This is a genomic window from Oerskovia douganii, assembly GCF_015142735.1.
GTDB classification, from domain to species: domain Bacteria; phylum Actinomycetota; class Actinomycetes; order Actinomycetales; family Cellulomonadaceae; genus Oerskovia; species Oerskovia douganii.
The window spans coordinates 286,258-301,908 of record NZ_JACSPN010000001.1 but is presented as its reverse complement, the minus strand read 5'-3'; the positions used below and the strand labels follow the sequence as shown (position 1 = coordinate 301,908).

12 protein-coding genes are annotated in these 15,651 nt (G+C 73.0%); 3 read left to right on the top strand and 9 right to left on the bottom strand.

Features of this window, described 5'->3' with window-relative positions:
- Positions 1–114 precede the first annotated feature (114 nt).
- The 8 genes from murD to mraZ all read right to left on the bottom strand — a co-directional run bounded on the left by murD (position 115) and on the right by mraZ (position 10,271).
- Positions 115–1,641 carry a UDP-N-acetylmuramoyl-L-alanine--D-glutamate ligase gene (gene murD, locus H9623_RS01305; RefSeq protein WP_193718267.1) on the bottom strand — a complete coding sequence of 509 codons (1,527 nt, stop codon included), beginning with the start codon at positions 1,639–1,641 and terminating at the stop codon, positions 115–117.
- Positions 1,626–2,726, bottom strand: coding sequence for a phospho-N-acetylmuramoyl-pentapeptide-transferase (gene mraY / locus H9623_RS01300; RefSeq protein WP_193718266.1), 1,101 nt, complete (start codon positions 2,724–2,726; stop codon positions 1,626–1,628). Before mraY ends, murD begins: the two co-directional genes overlap by 16 nt.
- Positions 2,723–4,126, bottom strand: coding sequence for a UDP-N-acetylmuramoyl-tripeptide--D-alanyl-D-alanine ligase (locus H9623_RS01295; protein ID WP_193718265.1), 1,404 nt, complete (start codon positions 4,124–4,126; stop codon positions 2,723–2,725). The genes mraY and H9623_RS01295 overlap by 4 nt, the downstream gene beginning before the upstream one ends.
- The gene (locus H9623_RS01290) at positions 4,123–5,823 is read right to left on the bottom strand and encodes a UDP-N-acetylmuramoyl-L-alanyl-D-glutamate--2,6-diaminopimelate ligase (RefSeq protein ID WP_193718264.1); all 1,701 of its coding nucleotides are present in this window, start codon (positions 5,821–5,823) and stop codon (positions 4,123–4,125) included. Before H9623_RS01290 ends, H9623_RS01295 begins: the two co-directional genes overlap by 4 nt.
- Positions 5,824–6,035: 212 nt before the next feature.
- Positions 6,036–7,805: a peptidoglycan D,D-transpeptidase FtsI family protein gene (locus tag H9623_RS01285; protein ID WP_193718263.1), complete on the bottom strand. Its 1,770-nt coding sequence runs from the start codon at positions 7,803–7,805 to the stop codon at positions 6,036–6,038.
- Between the two features lie 326 nt (positions 7,806–8,131).
- Entirely contained in the window at positions 8,132–8,575 is a 444-nt protein-coding gene (locus tag H9623_RS01280; RefSeq protein ID WP_193718262.1) for a hypothetical protein, read from the bottom strand.
- A complete protein-coding gene (gene rsmH, locus H9623_RS01275; protein ID WP_193718261.1) occupies positions 8,572–9,594 on the bottom strand; it encodes a 16S rRNA (cytosine(1402)-N(4))-methyltransferase RsmH in 1,023 nt (340 codons plus the stop codon). The genes H9623_RS01280 and rsmH overlap by 4 nt, the downstream gene beginning before the upstream one ends.
- A 242-nt stretch (positions 9,595–9,836) precedes the next feature.
- Positions 9,837–10,271 carry a division/cell wall cluster transcriptional repressor MraZ gene (gene mraZ / locus H9623_RS01270; RefSeq protein ID WP_193718347.1) on the bottom strand — a complete coding sequence of 145 codons (435 nt, stop codon included), beginning with the start codon at positions 10,269–10,271 and terminating at the stop codon, positions 9,837–9,839.
- 337 nt (positions 10,272–10,608) lie between these two features.
- Here mraZ and H9623_RS01265 point away from each other — a divergent pair, with 337 nt between their 5' ends.
- From H9623_RS01265 to H9623_RS01255, 3 genes are read left to right on the top strand one after another with little or no spacing between them, the layout of a single operon-like run.
- A complete protein-coding gene (locus H9623_RS01265; RefSeq protein ID WP_321575194.1) occupies positions 10,609–11,613 on the top strand; it encodes an AAA family ATPase in 1,005 nt (334 codons plus the stop codon).
- 1 nt (position 11,614) lies between these two features.
- Positions 11,615–12,940, top strand: coding sequence for a DUF58 domain-containing protein (locus tag H9623_RS01260; RefSeq protein ID WP_193718260.1), 1,326 nt, complete (start codon positions 11,615–11,617; stop codon positions 12,938–12,940).
- Complete coding sequence (locus tag H9623_RS01255) at positions 12,937–15,282, top strand: transglutaminaseTgpA domain-containing protein (RefSeq protein WP_193718259.1); 2,346 nt, start codon at positions 12,937–12,939, stop codon at positions 15,280–15,282. The genes H9623_RS01260 and H9623_RS01255 overlap by 4 nt, the downstream gene beginning before the upstream one ends.
- Here H9623_RS01255 and H9623_RS01250 read toward each other — a convergent pair.
- Positions 15,230–15,634 carry a DUF3040 domain-containing protein gene (locus H9623_RS01250; protein ID WP_193718258.1) on the bottom strand — a complete coding sequence of 135 codons (405 nt, stop codon included), beginning with the start codon at positions 15,632–15,634 and terminating at the stop codon, positions 15,230–15,232. The genes H9623_RS01255 and H9623_RS01250 overlap by 53 nt on opposite strands.
- Positions 15,635–15,651 lie beyond the last annotated feature (17 nt).

The following is a 15,651-nucleotide window of genomic DNA, read 5'->3' as shown; positions in this document are numbered from 1 at the left end:
CCCTGGCGAGCGGCCCCCGGCCGGGCGGCACCCGACGCAGGCTGCTTCGGCGTGGAGCGGCCCGCGGCCGAGCGGGACGCAGGCCCGCGCCCGCTCGTCGTCTGGGCCACCGGGCTACCTCTCGCGCTCGATCTCGGAGACGGTCAGGTCGCGCACGGCCCGGACGAAGGCCTCGCCGCGCGCGGCGTAGGACGCGAACTGGTCCATCGACGCGCACGCGGGCGCGAGCAGGACCGTGTCCCCGGGGGCGGCGAGGCCCTGGGCGCTGGAGACGGCTCGTTGCATCACCGTCCCAGTGTCACCGGGATCGACGCGGACCACGGGGACATCGGGTGCGTGTCGGGCCAGAGCACCCGCGAGAGGCTCAGGATCGGCACCGATCAGGACGACGGCACGCAGCCGCGAGGCGCGCGCGCGGACCAGCTCGTCGAACGTGGCCCCCTTGGCGAGTCCGCCCGCGACCCAGACCACGGTGCCCGCGGGGAACGCCCCCAGCGCCGCGGACGCGGCGTGCGCGTTGGTGGCCTTCGAGTCGTCGACGTACGAGACGTCGTCGAGCGTCGCCACCCGCTGGATGCGGTGCTCCCCCGGGCTGAACGTGCGCAGGCCGTCCCGGACGGCACGCGCGTCGACCCCGTGCGCCCTGGCGAGCGCCGCGGCCGCGAGGGCGTTGGCGACCACGTGGACCGGCACCACCCCGTCGGGCCCGGCGAGGTGCGCGAGGTCCGCGAACGTCGCGAGCTCCTGGGCGGTGCGGTGCCGTGCCGGGTCGTCGGGAGCGGTGTGGAACGCGCGGTCCACCAGGACGTCCTCGATCACGCCGAGCTGGGCCCGGGCGGGTGCACCGACCGTGAACCCGATCGCCCGCGCCCCCTCCTCGACGTCGGCCTCCCGGACGAGGTGCTCGGTCCGGGGGTCCGCGACGTTGTAGACGCACGCGACCTGCGCGCGCTCGTAGATCCGGCCCTTGTCGGCCGCGTAGGCCTCGAGCGAGCCGTGCCAGTCGAGGTGGTCGGGCGCGACGTTGAGGACCGCCGCGGCCTGGGCCGACATGCTGTGCGTGAAATGGAGCTGGAAGCTCGAGAGCTCGACCGCGAGCACGTCGAGGTCCGGGTCGAGGGCTGCGCTCACCACGGGGGTCCCGACGTTGCCCACGGCCGCGGCCCGCAGGCCCGCGGCCGAGAGGATCGACGTGAGCATCTCGACCGTGGTGGTCTTGCCGTTCGTCCCGGTGATCGCGAGCCACGGGGCGGACGAGCCGTCCGCCCGCACGGTCCGCAGCTGCCAGGCGAGCTCGACCTCGCTCCAGACGGGCACACCGGCTGCCTGCGCCGCGACCAGCAGGTCCGACGACGGCGCCCAGCCCGGCGACGCGACCACCAGGTCGATCGCCCCCAGGTCCACCTGGGACCCGTCCTGCAGGTCGGCGTCGGGGGCAGACCTGTCGACCGTGACGACCGCGGAGACCCTCGGCCTCAGAGCCTCGACGGCGGCCCGGCCCGAGACACCGAGACCGGCCACCAGGACCCGCGCCCGCTCCCACGGGACGGTCAGTGCGTGGGGCGCGGCCGAGGCCGGGACCCCTCCCGACGAGGCGTCACCCTCAGCAGGGGTCGCGTCGGGCACTAGCTGACCACCCATTCCGCGTAGAAGATCCCCAGCCCCAGGCCTGCGAAGAGGCCGGCGATCAGCCAGAACCTGATGACGATCGTCACCTCGCCCCAGCCCGAGAGCTCGAAGTGGTGGTGCAGGGGCGCCATCTTGAAGACCCGCTTGCCGGTCATCTTGAAGTACCCGATCTGGATCACGTCGGACAGCACGATGATGACGAACAGGCCGCCGATGATGACCGCGAGGACCTCGGTGCGGGACAGGATCGTCAGACCGGCCAGCGCGCCGCCCAGAGCGAGCGAGCCCGTGTCGCCCATGAAGATCTTCGCGGGGCTCGCGTTCCACCACAGGAACCCGACGCACGCGCCCATGATCGCGGCCGCGACGATCGCCAGGTCCTGCGGGTCCCGGACCTCGTAGCAGCGGGGACCGGCGGCGTCGAGGATCTGGCAGCTCTGGTTGAGCTGCCAGATGCTCACCAGGATGTAGCTCCCGAACACGATCACGGACACGCCCGTGGCCAGGCCGTCGAGGCCGTCGGTGAGGTTGACCGCGTTCGACCACGCCGTGATCAGGAAGTTCGCCCACAGGACGAAGAGGATCAGCCCGACCGTCGCCCCGGCGAACGCGAGGTCGATGTTGGTGTCGCGCAGGAACGAGATGTGCGTCGAGGCGGGCGTCCGGAAGTTCTCGTTGGGGAACTGGAGCGCGAGGACCGCGAACGTGACGCCCACGACCCCCTGACCGATGATCTTCGCGCGCGGCGAGAGACCCAGGCTCCGCTGCTTGCGGATCTTGGTGAAGTCGTCGAAGAAGCCGACGAGCCCCAGCCCCGTCATGAGGAAGAGCACGAGGAGCGAGGACACGCTCGGCGTCCGCGGCGTGTCCGACACGATCGACGACACGACGTAGGACATGGCCCAGCCGACCAGGGTCGCGCCGATGATGACGACCCCGCCCATGGTGGGCGTGCCGCGCTTGGTGAAGTGCGCCGTCGGGCCGTCCTGACGGACGAACTGCCCGTAGTTGCGGTGGATCAGGAACTTGATGAACAACGGGGTGCCCAGGAGGGCCACGAGCAGCGAGACGCACGCGGAGACCAGGATCGCGATCATGCGCGCACCTCGCCCGCGAGCTCGTCGCCCAGGCGCCACAGGCCCGAGCCGTTCGAGGACTTCACCAGGACCACGTCGCCGGGCAGCAGCTCGTCGCGCAGCAGCGCGGACGCCGCCTCGACGTCCGGCACGAACCGAGTCTCATCACCCCAGGACCCCTCTTGGGTGGCGCCGTCGTGGATGCCGCCGGCGCCTTCACCGACCACGACGAGCAGCTTGATGTTCAATCGGACCACGAGACGACCGATCTCGTCGTGAGCGGCGCGCGAGTCGGGACCGAGCTCTCGCATCTCGCCCAGGACCGCGACCGAGCGGCGCTCGCGTCCCGCCATGACCGCGAGGGCCTTGAGCGCGGCGCGCATGGAGTCCGGGTTGGCGTTGTAGGAGTCGTCGATCACGGTGATGCCGTCGGCCCGCTGCGTGACCGCCATGCGGTGCGGGCTGATCGCGGGCGCCTCGTTCAGCCCGGCGGCGACGGCCTGCGGGTCGAGCCCGACCTGGATCGCGGCCGCGGCCGCGGCGAGCGCGTTGGAGATGTGGTGCTCGCCCACGAGGCGGAGCTGGACGGGGTGGGTCACGGGCTCCGCGCCCCGGACGCGCAGGTCGAACGACGCGCAGCCCGAACGGTCCATCCCGATGTTCTCGGCGCGCACGTCGGCCGCCGGGATGGTCCCGAACGTCACGACGGGCCCGGGCGCCACGTCGGCCATCGCGACGACCCTCAGGTCGTCGGCGTTGAGGACGGCAGTCCCCCCCGGGGCCAGGCCCGTGACGATCTCCGACTTGGCCGTCGCCACGGCCTCGATGCCACCGAACTCGCCCAGGTGGGCGCTGCCCACCGCGAGCACGACCGAGACGTCCGGGGGCGCGATCTGCGTCAGGTACGTCAGGTGCCCGATGCCGCTCGCCCCCATCTCCAGCACGAGGTAGCGGGTCGAGGCGTCCGCCTCGAGCACGGTCAGCGGCAGCCCGATCTCGTTGTTGAACGAGCCGCGCGGGACCACTGTCCGACCGTGCGGGGCGAGCAGCTGCCCCAGGAGGTCCTTCGTGGTCGTCTTGCCCACGGAGCCCGTGATGCCCACGACCTGCACGTCACCCGCGGCGCGCAGGCGGCGCAGGACCTCGCGGGCCAGCGCACCGAGCGCGGCCTGCACGTCCCCGACGACGACGGCCGGCGCGTCGACCTCACGGGAGGCCAGCACGAGCGCCGCGCCGTTGCCCACGGCCACCGGCACGAAGTCGTGCCCGTCGACGTGCTCGCCGGGGAGCGCCACGAAGAGCGAACCCGCCTGCGCCTGCCGCGAGTCGACGACGACCGAGCCGGTCACCCTCACGTCCGGGTCGGCGACCAGCCGTCCACCGGTCGCTGCGGCGACCTCCGCCGCAGTCAGCTCGATCATTCTCCGTGCTCCTTCGTCGTCTCGTGGCGCGCGGCCAGTGCGGCCCGCGCCTCCACCCTGTCGTCCAGGGCATGGTCCACCCCGGCGATCTCCTGCCAGACCTCGTGGCCTCGGCCCGCGACCAGGACGGTGTCCTGCGCGTCGGCCTCCAGGATCGTGTCACGGATCGCGGTGGCCCTGGGGGCGATCTCGACCAGGGTCGCCGCGCGGGCCGGCCCGCCGTGCCGGACGCCGTCGACGGCCCCTGGCTCGACGCGCGCCGCGGCGGCCTGCTGCGCCGCCCTCGCCCCGGCGAGCACCTCGGCGCGGATCGCGGCCGGGTCCTCGCCGTGCGGGTCGTCGTCGGTGACGACGACGACGTCGGCCCCCTCGACCGCCACCGCCCCCATGCTGGGCCGCTTGCCCTTGTCCCGGTCGCCCGTCGCGCCGAAGACCACGACGAGCCGGCCCGTCGTCGTCGGGCGCAGTGCGGCCAGGGCCAGCGAGAGCGCGTCGGTGTTGTGCGCGAAGTCCACGACCACCCGCGGCGACGACCCCACGACCTCCATGCGACCGGGGACCTGGGTGCTCACGCCTCCCGCGGCCTCCAGCGCCACCTGCACGTCGCGCAGGTCCGCACCGGCCTCGAGGACCATGGTCAGCGCCAGGGCGGCGTTGGCCACGTTGAACCCGCCGGGCAGCGCGGTCGACGTGCGCAGCTCGCGTCCGTCGCGGTGGCGCAGGACGAAGCCGCTGCCGGTGCCCTCCGCGGCGTCCAGGGCCCGAACGTCCGACACGGTCCAGTCGGCGCCCTCGGTGGCGGCAGGAGCGTCGAGGTCGCCGCGCGTGCCGGTCGTGACCGCGAGCGTCGCGACCGGGATCGTCGCGACCTCCGCCAGGCGCCGGCCCCACGCGTCGTCCACGACGACCACACCGCGCCGCGCGTGCTGCGGCGTGAACAGGGCGGCCTTCGCGTCGAAGTACTCCTGCAGGTCCCCGTGGAAGTCGAGGTGGTCCTGGCTCAGGTTGGTGAAGCCCGCCACGTCGAACACGATGCCGTCGACCCGGTGCAGCGAGAGCGCGTGCGAGGACACCTCCATCGCGAGCGTGCTCACCCCGTCCTCGCGCATCGTGGCGAGCAGGGCCTGCAGGTCCGCGGCCTCGGGCGTCGTGAGGCGGCTGGGCAGCACGCGGTCGCCCGAGCGCATCTCGACCGTCCCGATCAGCCCGCCCTTCCAGCCGAGCGCGCGCAGGAGGTGGTCCAGCAGGTACGTCGTGGTCGTCTTGCCGTTGGTCCCCGTGACCGCGAAGGTCGTCAGCTGCGTCGCGGGCTCCCCGTAGACCCAGGCGGCGACGTGGCCCAGGACGCCCCGCGGGTCCTCGGTGACGAGGACCGGCACGCGGGGTGCGCCCGTCTCGGCCACGAGGCGCGCCCCCTGGGGGTCCGTCAGCACGGCGCGCGCGCCACGGCTGATCGCGTCGCGCGCGAACCTCGCGCCGTGCGTGCCGGCCCCGGGCAGGGCGACGAAGAGGTCTCCCTCGGTGACGACGCGGTTGTCCGAGGCCACCGACCAGATCTCGGTCGTCTCGAGGGCGTCCGCCCCCTGGCCCGTCCCCGTCCCGCGGGCGTCGACGTCGAGGCCGAAGGTGGTCACGAGGTCCCGCGCGGTGCGGTGCACGGACGTGGCAGGGCGAAGGCGGTCGATCGGGGATGTCACGAGTAGAACCTACCGTGCATCCTGCGCGCGCCCCGTCGGGGAGGACGCCCGGACCGGGTACTTCACGGGACCTTCACGCACGTCCTGGCGTGCGTGGGCACGCCCGCACGGCCCGTGCGGCGGGCGCCGCGAGACGGACCGGGAGAGCGGCTCGCGCAGCGCCCGGCCGCAGCCAGCACGGCCCGACGACGTCACGACCGTCCGGGGGCAGGTCACCACGTCGTCGGGTAGGGCTCCTCGACCCTCGAGCTCGGCGGGACGTTCATGTGCTGGAGCGTGAAGCCCATCACGTCCTTGAACACCGGGGCCGCGACGAGCCCCCCGAAGATGTTGGTCCGCGGGTTCTTGAGGAACACCGACACGGTGTACCGCGGGTCGTCGGCCGGGGCCACCCCGATGAACGAGGCCATGATGTCGGTGAGGCGCCCGTCCGCGCCGACCTCCTCTGCCGTGCCCGTCTTGCCGGCGACCCGGTAGCCGTCGATCGCTGCCGCGGCTCCCGACCCCTCCTCGACCACGGCCTCCATCATGTGCAGGACCTGGTCGGCCGTCGACTCCGAGACCACCTGGGTCGCCTCCCGGTCCGGCGCCGGGACGAAGACCCCGTCAGGCCCGGTCGTCCCCTTGAGGAGGGTCGGTGTCACCCGCTTGCCCCCGTTCGCGATCGTCGAGAACACGCTCGTCGCCTGGACCGCGTTCACGGCCAACCCCTGACCGAACAGGACCGCGTACTCGGTCCGCCCGTCCCACGAGGCGGCCGGGGCGAGGAGACCGGCCGACTCCCCAGGGAGCCCGAGCCCGGTCTTCGCACCGAGCCCGAACGCCCGCAGGTAGTCCTCGCGCGTCTGCTTGGGCAGGTCTTGCCCGACCATGACCGTGCCCGTGTTGGAGGACTCCGCGAGGACGCCCGCGAGCGTCAGGTTCTCGAGGCCGTGGTAGTGCGAGTCACGGAAGGTCTCGCCGTTCGACGTGGTGTAGGTGTAGTCGACCTCGTACCGGCTCTCCGGGGAGGCCAGGCCCTCCTCGATCACGGCGGCCATCGTGATGACCTTGCCCGTCGAGCCGGGAGCGAACACGTCCTTGACGGCGCGGCTGCCGTCCGCGACCCGCGAGTCGCTGCGGTCGTTCGGGTCGATCGCTCCCGAGTCCGCGAGAGCCAGGATCTCCTGGGTGCGCACGTCCTGGACCACGGCGATCCCGTAGTCGGCCCCGGTCTCGGCCACGGCCTTGTCGATCGAGTCCTGCGCCTTCCACCCGATGTCGCGCACGAGGGTCAGGGCCACCGAGTCGCCGGGCACCGCCTCGACGCTCTGCTGGGTGCTGCCCGGGATGCGCACACCGCTCGCGCCGCCCGCCCGCTGGAAGCTCTCGCTGCCGGGGGTCCCCGTGAGGAGGTCGTCGTACGTCGCCTCGACCCCTCCGAGACCCTTGACCTGCTCGGTCGTGCCGTCGTCGGACTGCTGCGCACCGACGTAGCCCACGATGTTCCCCGCGGTGGTGCCCGCCGGGTAGGTCCGCTCGGTCGTGAGCTTGGTGCGGATGTAGGCGGAGACCCCGAGCGCGACGATCTGGCGCTGGACCTCCGGGACCACGTCCTTCTTGAGGATCACGTTGCGGTTGATCCGACCGTTGGTCCCGCTGAGCTGTGCCGCGAGCTCGGGGGCCGACCGGTCGAGGATGGGGGCGAGCAGCCTGGCGAGCGCCACCGCTCCTTCGCCCTCGACCTTCTTCCCGTCGATCGTGTGCCGCGACGACGGGACGAACTCGGGGATCGTCTTCTGGTCCGCCGACACGGTGTACCGGTCGATCGAGGTCGCCAGCACCACGCCGTCGGCGTCCGTGATGTCCCCGCGGTGCGCCATCGTGACGTGCGACTGCGTGCGGGCCCCCTCCGCGGCGAGCGCGAGGCTCGGTCCGATCACGACCTGGACGTAGACCAGGCGCACCGTGAAGGCCAGGAGGACCACCAGGGCGACCCCCATGAGCCATCGCTGGCGGCGCTCGGGGCGTCCGGGGGCGGGCAGCGCCGCAGCCGCAGGCCGCCCGACCGCCGTGCCCCGACCGCCGCCACCGGACCGCGCGACGCCCGCGCCACGCGTCCCCGCCGGGCCGCGCCCGGAAGCCGACGCCACGGGCCGGTCGGCGCGCTCGGTAGCCGTCGAGGACTGCCGACGAGCCGGGGTGGTGCGCGCCGACGCCCCGCCGGTGCGCCGGTCGGACGCAGCAGAGGCCCCCGACGACGCCCGCTTGCGGGACGGTGCCGACGGGCGAGGCGGCGTACCGTCGCCCCGCCGACCCGTCCCCGGCGTCACGGGGTGCTCCCCGCCTCCGACGCCCCGACGACGGCGCCGTCCGACAGCCGCAGCATGGTCGGCGCCTCGGACTCGACCATGCCCAGTGCACGGGCGCGCTCGGGCAGGGACGTCGTGGCCGCCTGGATCTGCGACGTCAGTGCCTGCGTGTCCTGCTCGAGCACCCCCGCGGTCGTCCGCAGGTCCGACAGCTCGTACGAGCCCTTGGCCATGGTCGTGTTCAGCAGGAGCGCTCCCAGGAGTGCGGCGCCGAGGATCGACATGCACAGGACCAGGAACGGCACCCGCGACTGCACCTGGAGCGGCGCGCGGACCGCCTCGAGGCGCGGCCGCCCGGAGCGCTCACCGGCACCCCCGGGCAGCGCGGTGAGCGACGGCCTGCGGACAGGTGCCGAAGCGGTCGACGTCAGAGGCCGGGCAGCGGCCTGTCGTGAGCTCATGGCTTGTTCTCCCCTCGCGGGCGGTGGCGTAGGTGGTCGGGTGTCGGTCGAAGTCTCTCGGCGGCCCGCAGCCGCACGGAGGCCGACCGCGGATTGCGCTCGAGCTCCTCCGCAGGCGCCTCCTCGGCGCCACGGACGAGCAGCCGGAGGTAGGGCTTGTGGGTCTCCGGCTCGACCGGCAGCCCGGGAGGCGCGCTCGAGGTCGCCCCGCGCGCGAGCTCCCGCTTGACGATCCGGTCCTCGAGGGACTGGTAGGACTCGACGACGATCCGCCCCCCGACGGCGAGGGCCTCGACCGCTGCCGGGACAGCGCGCTCGAGGACCTCGAGCTCACCGTTGACCTCGATCCGCAGCGCCTGGAACGTGCGCTTGGCGGGGTTCCCCCCGGTCTTGCGGGTAGCCGCAGGGATGTTGGCCCGCACGAGGTCCACGAGGGGCGCGCTCCGTGTCCAGGGCTCGACCTCGCGCCGTCGGACGACGGCCCGTGCGATGCGCTGGGCGAAGCGCTCCTCGCCGTACTCCCGCAGGATCCGGGTCAGCTCGCGCTCGTCATAGGTGTTCAGGACGTCGGCGGCGGTCAGGCCCGTCGTCGTGTCCATGCGCATGTCGAGCGGGGCGTCCTGGGCGTAGGAGAAGCCACGCTCCGACTCGTCGATCTGCAGCGAGGAGACGCCGAGGTCCATCAGGACGCCCTGGACGGACGGCAGCCCGAGACCCGCGATCACGTCGCCGATCTCGTCGTACACGGCGTGCACCGCCTGGAAGCGGTCGCCGAAGCGAGCGAGGCGCTGCGACGCGAGCGCGATGGCCTGGGGGTCGCGGTCGATGCCGACGACCCGCGCGGTGGGGACCTGCTCCAGCACGGCCTCGGTGTGGCCGCCCATCCCGAGCGTGCAGTCGACGAGCACCGAGCCGGGCTCGGCGAGAGCCGGGGCGAGGAGGTCCACGCACCGCTGGAGGAGGACCGGGACGTGGCGGTCCTCCGCTCCCGATCCTGACGTGCTGCGAGGTGTGGTCATGACGCCTCCTTCCTGTTCGGTCCTGTGGTGCTGCGGGGTCGATCCGGTGGTTCGGTTGCTGCGGGCCGTGCGTCCTGCGGGGGACGGCCCCGCCCGACCAGGTCTCCCTCCGCGACCGTTCTGGCACCGGGGAAGTGCGCCAGAGCGGGCGGGAGGAGGCCTCATCGTGCGGAGCCTCGTCACCTCGGCCGGTCGTGCTGCTCGTTGCTGCGTGCTGTGCAGTGGTCGTACGAGGTCCAGGGTCAGAAACGCAGTGCGGGCAGCACCTCCTCGGCCGTGGAGGCGTACTCGGCCTCCTGCTCGGCGAGGTAGGTCTCCCACGCGGTGGCGTCCCAGATCTCGACGCGCGTGCCGGCGCCGATCACCGCGACGTCCCGGTCGAGCCCCGCGTAGGCCCGCAGCGGGGCCGGGATCGAGACCCTGCCCTGCTTGTCCGGGATCTCGTCGCTGGCCCCCGACAGGAAGACGCGGAGGTAGTCCCGCGCCTGCTTGCTCGTGACGGGTGCCTGCCGGATCTGGTCGTACATCCGGCGGAACTCGTCCATCGGCAGCAGGAAGAGGCAACGCTCCTGCCCCCGGGTCATGACCAGCCCCGAGGCGAGCTGTCCACGGAACTTCGCAGGCAGGATGAGTCGTCCCTTGTCGTCGAGCCGAGGGGTGAACGTCCCGAGGAGCAGGCTCGGAGAACCGCTGAACGACTCGTTCATCCGACTTCACCTCCCCGCCTGATCCCTCGCCCTCCACAGTACTCCACAAGCCTCCACCCGGCCTGGGATATCGCGTCCATTTCACCCCTCTTCGCGAAATCTCCGCAGGTCAGAGGGCATGGAGCGAAGTGGGGCGTCCGGCGAGCCCTCGCCCTCCTCGACGACGACTTCGCCCCGTACGCCCGGCTCGTCCCGGCGCGGTACGACCCCTCGAGCCGTTTCGGGATCCGGACGTGGAGGGTCGTGGGGAGAATGGTCAACTAGGCTCGACATTCCAGACGCCAGGCGTGACCCGACGGAGGTTCTCGTGCTCACCGACTACTCGACCGCGCCACGGCGCGACGGGATCGATCCCCTCGGCGAACTCGTCGAGGCGACCGCGCGGATCCGGACGAGGATCGAGTCGGTGATCTCCGGACGACCGGAGCTCGTGCACCTGACGGTGGCCGTCCTGCTGGCGGAGGGGCACCTCCTCCTCGAGGACGTCCCGGGAGTCGGCAAGACGACGCTCGCCAAGGCCCTGGCCCGGACGATCGACTGCCAGGTCGGGCGCATCCAGTTCACCCCGGACCTGCTGCCCAGCGACCTCACGGGCGTCAACATCTTCCGCACGGAGACCCACGACTTCGAGTTCCGCCCGGGACCCGTGTTCGCCAACATCGTCATCGGCGACGAGATCAACCGCGCCTCGCCCAAGACGCAGTCCGCCCTCCTCGAGTGCATGGAGGAGGGTCAGACGACGGTCGACGGCACGACGCACCGGCTCCCCCGCCCCTTCCTCGTCGTCGCGACCCAGAACCCGGTCGAGATGGAGGGCACCTACCCCCTGCCCGAGGCGCAGCGCGACCGGTTCATGGCCCGCCTCACGGTCGGGTACCCCGGCCTCGACGCCGAGCTCGAGATGCTCGACCGGCAGGAGTCGGACAACCCTCTCGAGCACATCACCCCCGTCGTGGACGGGGAGACGATCCTGCGTTTCGCGCAGCTCGTCCGCTCGGTCTACGCCTCTCCGGCCGTCAAGCGCTACGTGCTCGCGCTCGTGACCGAGACCCGTGAGCACCCCGGCCTCAAGCTCGGCGCCTCCCCCCGCACCTCGCTCCAGCTGCTCCGCGCGGCCAAGTCGGTCGCCGCGATGGCCGGCCGCGACCACGTCCTGCCCGACGACGTCCAGCTCCTCGCGATCCCGGTCCTCGCGCACCGGCTGATCCTGTCCAACGAGTCCCGCCTCGCGGGCCACACGACCGAGCACGTGGTCCGCTCGATCGTCGAGCGGACCCCGATCCCGGCCCGTCCCGCGACAGAACGCCACTGACGTGCCTGGGCTCCGTACCGGACCCCGGATCCCCGGCAGGCTCTCGCAGGTCCGCCCCACCGTCCGGGGCACCGCCGTCCTCGCAGCGGGCCTCGTGCTCGTCGTCGCCGGCACGGTGCTCGGCCTGACGGACGTCGTGGGACTCGGGGCCGCGGGCCTCCTCGTCGTGGCCGCCGCCTGGACCTGGATGCTGGCCCGTCGCATCGACCGCGGCCCGGGGGCCCTGCGGGTCTCCCGCCGGGTGGAGCCGGACCCCGCGGTCCGCGGGAGCCAGGTCACGACCCGGCTCCTCGTCTCCCCCGTCTCACCGACGGCCACCGCGCTCGGTCGGCTCTCGCGGCTCCAGATCAGCGAGCAGGCAGCGGGCGAGCTCTGCGAGCACGACGCGCTCCGCGCACAGGTCGTGTCCCACCCCGACCGGATCGCCGTGCGCTACCGGCTGCGCCCGGAGCACCGAGGCCGGTGGGCGCTCGGCCCCGTCCTGACGAGCCGGGTGGACCTGTTCGGCCTCGTCCGGGCCGTCCAACCCCTCGGCGAGGCCAGCACGGTCTCGGTGAGGCCCCGGACGACGGGCCTGGAGGTGCGCGGGTCGCGTGCCTTCGGGGACCTCGCCCGGTCCGCGAGCGGAGCCCGCGCCTCGTCGAGCGACGACAGCGTCCTGCGTGACTACGTCGCGGGAGACGACCCACGGCGGGTGCACTGGGCCACCGCCGCCCGACGGGGCCAGCTCATGGTGCGGACCGACGAGAACGCCGGCATGCCTCCCGTGACCGTCCTCCTCGACCGGGGCACGTTGCCTCCTCCGGGCACGGACCGTGCCTCGAGCACGGCCCAGGACGGCGAGTGGGCGATCGAGGCCGCGGCGTCCGTCGCCGTCATGCTGCTCGCGGCGGGCCACCCGGTCCGGCTCGTCACGTCCTCTGCGGCTCCCGCGGTCGGCACCTTCCCGCAGTCGACGGGACGCCGCAGCGAACGCGCGGCCCAGCTCCTCGACGACACGATCGACCTCGAGGGGCACACGAGCCCGCGGGACGCCGAGCGCGCGCTCGCGACGACCGCGGACGCGCTGCGAGCATCGCGGCGCCCCGGTGAGCTCACGGTCGCCGTGCTCGCCCCCCTGGGCCCGCTCTCCACGTCCGCCGTCGCCCCCATGGCCGGCACCGGTGACCACTGGGCGCTCGTCGTCGCCCCGGGCCCGCTCCCGGACGCCGCGCTCGAGGACTCGTTGACCACTCTGCGTGCGGTCGGCTGGCACGCCGTGGCCGTCGACCCGCGGACGAGCACCATCTCCGCCGCCTGGAACCGACTCATGGAGGAGCGCCGGTGACCGCCACGTCCCCGCGGACGGACCACGAGGTCCAGCGAGCCACCGTCCGACGCGTCGTCGCGACCACGGTCCTCGTGACCGTCGCGACGCTCGCGTCCTTCCGCGCGCTCTCGTTGCTCATCGGCCCGGGCGACTGGACCGGGACGGGCACCTGGTTCGTCCTGGGCCTCGCCGTCGTGACCTGCGGGACACGCCTGCTGCTGGGCCGCGGACAGGACGGACGACGCCGACGTCACGACGTCGGGTTCCGAGGACTCGTGCCGACCCTCGTAGGCCTGCTCGTGGGCTGCTGGGCGCTCCTCGCCGCGTTCGGGGGGCCGACGTCCCGCGGCGTCGACCTGGCGATCAGCAGCGCGAGCGTGGACCGGCTGCTCGCGCGCTTCACGGCCGGTCAGCGCCTGATCGTCGAGGAGGTCGCCCCGATCGACGCCTCGTTCCCCCTCGCCCTCATCGCGGTGGCCGGGACGGTGCTCGTCTTCCTCGTCACGGACCTCGTCGTGGGCGGGCTGCGCCTCCCCGCCGCCGCGGCGCTCCCGCTCCTGGCCCTGTGGCTCCCGCCGCTCGTCATCGAGGGCTCGGTCCCCCCGGTGGTCTTCGTCGTCACGGTCACCGCCCTGCTCCTGCTCGTCGCGGTCGACAACCCGCACCGCACACCCCGCCGGCAGGGCTCGCAGACGACCCCTGTCCGTCCTGCGACGCACGGGGTGCGAGCCGCCGGGGTCCTGGCGTCGACAGCGACCATCGCCGTGCTCGCCCTCGTCGCGGGCACGGCGGCCGGCGCGATCCCTCAGGTCCTGCGCTCACCGTGGTCGTCCTTCTTCACCAGCGCAGGCCCGACCGTGCGCCTCGCGAGCGACCTCGACATGGAGCAGAACCTCGGCGCCCGGTCGGACGAGGTCGCCCTGACGTACGAGTTCCCCCAGGACACGGCCCTGGGCACCAGCAGCACCAGCATCGGTCCGCTGCGCATGTTCACGCTGACCGGCTTCGACGGTCGCGGCTGGCGCCGCGGAGACTCGGCGCAGGGCCCCCAGGTCGACCCCGACCAGGTCCTGTGGCCCGAGTCCCCCGCGACCTCGGGGGCGACCGCCCCCCGGACGGTCGACGTGACGCTCAGGACCCTGCGCGACGAGAAGCTCGTCCTGCCCACCGAGCCTCGGTCCGTCGACGTGGACGGCGAGTGGTTCTACGACGAGGCCCGTGACGAGGTGACCGGCAACACCGCGACGGCGCCCGGGATGACCTACTCGTTCGAGGTCTTCGCCCGAGACCTCACCGCCGGTGCGCTGAGGTCCAGCACGGGTGACGACCTGGACGACCCCCACCTCGTCGAGGTCCCCGACACGCCCTACCGGGACCGGATCCGTGCTCTCGCCGAGGAGATCACCGCAGGCACGACGAGCCGCTACGACGCGGGCGTCGCCCTGCAGTCGTTCTTCCGCGACGGCAGCAACTTCACGTACTCCACGACGGTGCCGGACGGTGAGACCGACGACACGGTCTGGAACTTCCTCCAGGACAGGGAGGGCTACTGCGTCCAGTTCGCCACCTCCATGACCATGATGGCCCGCACCCTGGGCATCCCGGCGCGCCTCGCGGTCGGATTCCTCCCCGGCGAACGGACGAGCCGCTCGGTCTACCAGGTGACGGGGAAGGACTCGCACGCCTGGCCTGAGCTCTACTTCCCGGGCCACGGCTGGGTCCGGTTCGAGCCGACCCCGGCGGTCCAGGCCGGCCCGGTGCCCTCCTGGGCCGACCCGCTCATCGGCACCCCGGGCAACGGGACCACGCCCGCGCCGGGCGACGTGCCGACGAACCTCGGCCGGCCGGAGGCGTCACCCGGGACCGTCCAGACGACCGCGCCGTCCGCCGGCGCGGGCCTCGGGGGCACCGACGAGCCGACGTCCGCAGGACGCGGCTGGGTGATGGGAGCGCTCGCGCTCGTCGTGGTCCTCGTCCTGTCAGCGCTGGGATGGGTCCTGGCCCGACGCCGCAGGTCCGTGGCACCGGAGCCCGACGTGGAGTCCACCTGGACGGACCTCGTCCAGGACCTCGACCGACTGGGTGTCCGCTGGCAGAGGTCGGTGACCCTGCGCAACGTTCCTGCCGCCGTGGCACGTCAGGTCGAGGAGAGGACCGGACGCCGCCTCTCCGACCCCACGACGGACGCCCTGGTCGCGCTGACCTCCGAGCTCGAGGCCCAGCGCTACGCGCGCAGCTGGTCGGCTTCCTCACCGACGCAGCTCGTCGCGTGGCGCGACGCGGTGGTCAGCGGCGTGCGGGACGAGCTCAGCGACCGCCCTGCTCGCGCCGACGGTCCCACCGCTCTTCCAGTCGGTTGATGAAGCCCTGACGAGGCGCACCGCGCTTGGCGGGAGCCCTGGGCGGAGTCACCTTGCCGTCCTGGTCCACCACACCCACCGGTCCGGTCGCGGACTTGCGGGGCGCGGAGAACGCGAAGGCGACCCCGGCGAACATCACGACGAACCCGATGACCCCCAGGACGGGCGAGGCGGTCGCGGCGCCGAGGACCAGCAGCAGCAGGCCGCCGACCACTCCGATCCCTGCCGCGACGTAGCGCAACCCGGACTTGCGGGGGCTCGACTGAAGCGTCGTCGCCAACCGCGGATCATCCGAGGTCAGCGCTCTTTCCATCTGTTCCAGTACGCGCTGCTCGTACTCTGACAGAGGCATGGGCACCCCCGGTTCTC

Excerpts from the sequence above, each read along its gene's own strand:
- H9623_RS01295 (WP_193718265.1), bottom strand. The coding sequence starts at position 4,126 with ATGATCGAGCTGACTGCGGCGGAGGTCGCCGCAGCGACCGGTGGACGG.
- murD (WP_193718267.1), bottom strand. The coding sequence starts at position 1,641 with ATGGGTGGTCAGCTAGTGCCCGACGCGACCCCTGCTGAGGGTGACGCC.
- H9623_RS01250 (WP_193718258.1), bottom strand. The coding sequence starts at position 15,634 with ATGCCTCTGTCAGAGTACGAGCAGCGCGTACTGGAACAGATGGAAAGA.
- H9623_RS01280 (WP_193718262.1), bottom strand. The coding sequence starts at position 8,575 with ATGAGCTCACGACAGGCCGCTGCCCGGCCTCTGACGTCGACCGCTTCG.
- rsmH (WP_193718261.1), bottom strand. The coding sequence starts at position 9,594 with ATGACCACACCTCGCAGCACGTCAGGATCGGGAGCGGAGGACCGCCAC.
- H9623_RS01285 (WP_193718263.1), bottom strand. The coding sequence starts at position 7,805 with ATGGGGGTCGCCCTGGTGGTCCTCCTGGCCTTCACGGTGCGCCTGGTC.
- mraY (WP_193718266.1), bottom strand. The coding sequence starts at position 2,726 with ATGATCGCGATCCTGGTCTCCGCGTGCGTCTCGCTGCTCGTGGCCCTC.